This window comes from Bacillus cereus group sp. TH152-1LC, assembly GCF_027710505.1.
GTDB classification, from domain to species: Bacteria; Bacillota; Bacilli; order Bacillales; family Bacillaceae_G; genus Bacillus_A; species Bacillus_A mobilis.
Window position 1 is genome coordinate 1 of sequence record NZ_JAQFNK010000061.1, and the last position, 3,894, is coordinate 3,894.

A 3,894-nucleotide genomic window follows, 5' to 3' on the forward strand; every position below is an offset into this window, starting at 1 on the left:
ATACCGAACACGGAAGTTAAGCTCTCTAGCGCCGATGGTAGTTGGGACCTTGTCCCTGTGAGAGTAGGACGTTGCCAAGCGACTGTAAGACGAGTCAGTATGACTCGTCTTTTTTGTGTTTAATGAAATAATTTTGTAATTAATATCGGCTCTATGAGTACGTTTATCTAGCAAGAATTTCACATTTAAATAGCATACCTTCAGAAAAATATGGACAAGTTTGTTAAACTGTCATTCGTTAACAAGAATATCTACAAGGTATTGCCCTCTGTAGTCTGCTAACACCTTCTTTTATTTCTTCAGTTGTTAAATGTCCATACCCCATAATAATTCGATTATGATGTTTTCCTTTTTCAATGGCATGGTCTTCCACGGGATATACTTTTACTCCGAGTTGTTGGATTTTCTCAAGTAATTCTTTTGTGAATTGAACTTGATTGAATTCAACAATCAGGTGTAATCCTGTAGAATAACCGAAAATATTGATTTCATTTAAGAATGCTAATTTTAATTGCTCGATAAGGAAGTCTCTCCGATTTTTATAAATTTTTTTCATCTTCATAATATGCCGCTCCAAATGATTTTCGGCAATAAATTTAGCAAGGACAAGCTGATTTAAAGAAGATGTATGTAAATCTGAAAACCATTTTACACTGCGGCATTTTTCAATAAGCTGTGAGGGAAGAACTAAGTATCCCATCCTAAGGGCCGGTGATAAAATTTTACTAAATGAACCTACATATATAACACGCTCGGGATCCAATCCTTGTAATGAACTTACAGGTGAACCTTCATATCGAAACTCACTGTCATAATCATCTTCAATGAGATAACAATTTGTTTTCCTTGCGTAGTTAATCAATTGAACCCGTCGTTGAATCGGTAATGCTCCTCCTAAAGGAAACTGATGAGAAGGAGTAGTGAAGATGAATTTTGGGTTTTTATTTGTAGGCAGCGAAGATGTATCCATCCCATTATCATCCGCTGGTATAGGATGAAGGAAGGCCCCTGAATTTTTAAAAATTATTTGAATGTCATTGGTGATGGGGTCTTCTATTAGTACTTCGTCGCCCGTTGACAAAAGTAATTTAGAAACAAGTGTTAAAGCTTGAGTTGCACCGGAAGTAATCACCAATTGTTCTGGATGACAAAAAACTCCTCTTGTTTTTAGCGAATAGCGTGATAAAGCCTTTCTTAATTCGGGACGTCCTTCGGGAATATCGTATCCAAATGTAGAAGGGGGTGCTTCATTCCATGTAGTGTGAGATAACTTTGCCCATACTTTACGTGGAAATAAGTCTAATGCTGGTATGCCTGAACGGAAATTAATGATGTTACTGTCTTTGTTTGTTTCTTCGCACCAAGATAAAGAATCAATTAGAGTTGATTCTTTACGTTGTTTTAAATAAGTCCCTTCGGCAATGAATGTCCCAGCTCCTTGGCGAGCGACCAAAAAACCTTCGGAAAGTAATTGATCATAAGCTTCTAAAATTACATTCCTAGACACGCTCAACTCAGAAGATAATTCCCGTGTTGATGGTAGTTTTTCTCCGGATTGTAGCTCTCCGTTTAATATTCGTTCACGTATTTGGTGATAAACCTGGCGAATTAAACTTATATCTAACGATCGATCAATAGGCATCCAAAGCATATAAATGCTCCCTTCATCAAAATTGGTACCATAAAAGTATTGCTAAAATGGTACTAATACGAACCATTTTAGCATGCTATAGTTGGAACAAATAGCTCTAAAGGAGATGAAAATGTGATGACTAAACCAGAACTCCAAGTAGCTCAGGCATTTAAATCGATTGCACGAAATGAACATATAAAATCCTATGTACAACAATCTACCGAACTCTATGCGTTATTATTGCAGGCAGCGAAACGCTTTGTCACCGGGGAAACGAGACGTGAGGGGATTGTGACAGCAAAAGAACTAATTACAAAAGGGTATCATACTTCACTAGAATACATAGGCGAAAATACTCTAGATATAAAGGAATGTCATAAAGCGAAAAATGAATTTTTGAATCTTATTGGAGATGTGGGTGCTCTGCCAATAAAACAAACAGTATCACTCGATTTATCGCATATTGGATTATCTATAGATCCAGAAATATCTTATCTTCATTTAATGGAGTTGGCAGAGAAGGCGAAAGTATATGGAACTACCCTTATGATAAGTATGGAAGAATCATCTAAAGTAGCGGACATACTTTCTATCTATAAAAAAACAACTGAGCAATATCCTAATGTAGGGATAACGATTCAGGCGCATTTATATCGCTCGAACAATGATATTCAAAAACTCCTACATTATCCAGGGAAAATAAGAGTTGTAAAAGGTGCCTATCAAGAAGCTTCAGATATTGCTATGCCTAGGTCAACTGATTTAAATCAACAGTACCTTCGGATTGTAGAAAAACTAATTGAAAATAATCACCCTGTATCTATAGCTACACACGATGAAATTCTTATTAAAGAGATGGAACAACGTCAATATTTTAGCCAATCTAATGTAGAAATAGAAATGCTATATGGAATTCGTCCGGATATGTTAAGTGATTTGAAAAACAAGGGGCATAACGCTAGAGTATATTTGACTTATGGGAAAGAGTGGTACTTGTATTTATGTCATCGGATAGCTGAACATCCAGAAAATCTATATCATGCAGTGACAGATATGATACATCCATCTTCAGTGCAGCAGAATAGGGAATATTAAATGTAAAAATTATTTTGGTTATGGCCCAATATAAAAAGAGCCGGATTTTCCTTAGAGTAGAAATTCCGGTTCTTTTTATATTGAAACTTTTATAGTTTATATTTGCGTTAAATACGTACAGGACTTCTATAGGTGTTGAAAAGATTATGATTTATAATTGTGCAGCTAAAGTATACCTTGTTACAGAACTTGTTTTTGTGGGTGTTTTATATGTATTGGTTTCTTTTTATTGTGTATTCTTAGGTTTGTAGCTAGAAATAAATGAATTTGTGATTCTATGTGTATTTCAAAACGGGGGACACATAATAGAAGCAATAAAGTTACATGCTTTGTTAGTAACTCGATTTGCTCTTCTAGTGATAGAACGTAAATAATAGGTATAGGATAAACATTCTTAAATGTGATAAAATACAAAAAGAACAAATGTTCCTATCGGGTGTGTTGGGTACACTCGATCAATCGAGGTACGTATTTTTAATCTGGTATATGTGTTTGAAAAAGAAATGCTATTAATCAGGTTTGGGCCTCGAGTATAGTTTAGTTTTGTATCTTGAATGTTTGTTAAGAGGATATAAAAATTATTACGGCTAGGCTATATAGAAATGCATGCTGCTAAAGATGAAAGAGGTATAAGCCTGCTATTTTAGTGACGAAGGGATAATTAGTAAATGTATTAGCAGCGTGTTTCTATATATTTACGAGTGAACAGGTAAGTAACGATTACTTTATAATAAGGGGGACTCTATAACTAGAGTAGTATATAAGAATTTCTGTATTGTTGTCTGTTATAAAAATACGTATATCTTCAATTTTCTCTAATAGGGTGCCCGATAAACAAATAGGTGTTAGGAAGCGTGATAACTTTTTAATTGCATCTTAGTATTTATTAAAATATGGTTGTTAGTTTGGCTGTGGAAAAAATTCTGTACAAATTAAGGTTAGGTCGAAGCAGTTTTCGGGTAATGTAATATTTATAGGTTCTTTTTAGGTTAGAGATTGTAAAAATATTAAGTTGAATAACTTTATAAAAAGGTATTGACGATTAGTATATAGAGGTGTAATATAGAACAAGTCGCCGATGACATTAATGTCGAAAGCGACAAACAAAAATAAAAAACTTAGTTGACATTAACTAACGAAGATGTTAACATAAGGAAGTCGCAAAT

At 34.5% G+C, this 3,894-nt stretch carries 2 protein-coding genes and 1 rRNA gene; 2 read left to right on the forward strand and 1 reads right to left on the reverse strand.

Going from position 1 to position 3,894, the window contains the following annotated elements; all coding sequences use genetic code 11:
• Window positions 1-80, forward strand: a 5S ribosomal RNA gene (gene rrf / locus PDL00_RS34975); the annotation flags it as partial.
• A 158-nt stretch (window positions 81-238) separates the two neighbouring features.
• Here the strand turns inward: rrf and pdxR are convergent.
• Window positions 239-1,651 (reverse strand): MocR-like pyridoxine biosynthesis transcription factor PdxR, encoded by a 1,413-nt coding sequence (pdxR, locus tag PDL00_RS34565; protein WP_270733835.1) that lies wholly within the window; start codon window positions 1,649-1,651, stop codon window positions 239-241.
• A gap of 117 nt (window positions 1,652-1,768) precedes the next feature.
• Here pdxR and PDL00_RS34570 point away from each other — a divergent pair, with 117 nt between their 5' ends.
• The gene (locus PDL00_RS34570; protein WP_270733836.1) at window positions 1,769-2,728 is read left to right on the forward strand and encodes a proline dehydrogenase family protein; all 960 of its coding nucleotides are present in this window, start codon (window positions 1,769-1,771) and stop codon (window positions 2,726-2,728) included.
• Window positions 2,729-3,894: the final 1,166 nt, after the last annotated feature.

Coding starts and splice junctions, on each gene's coding strand:
- PDL00_RS34570 (WP_270733836.1), top strand. CDS start 1,769: ATGACTAAACCAGAACTCCAAGTAGCTCAGGCATTTAAATCGATTGCA.
- pdxR (WP_270733835.1), bottom strand. CDS start 1,651: ATGCTTTGGATGCCTATTGATCGATCGTTAGATATAAGTTTAATTCGC.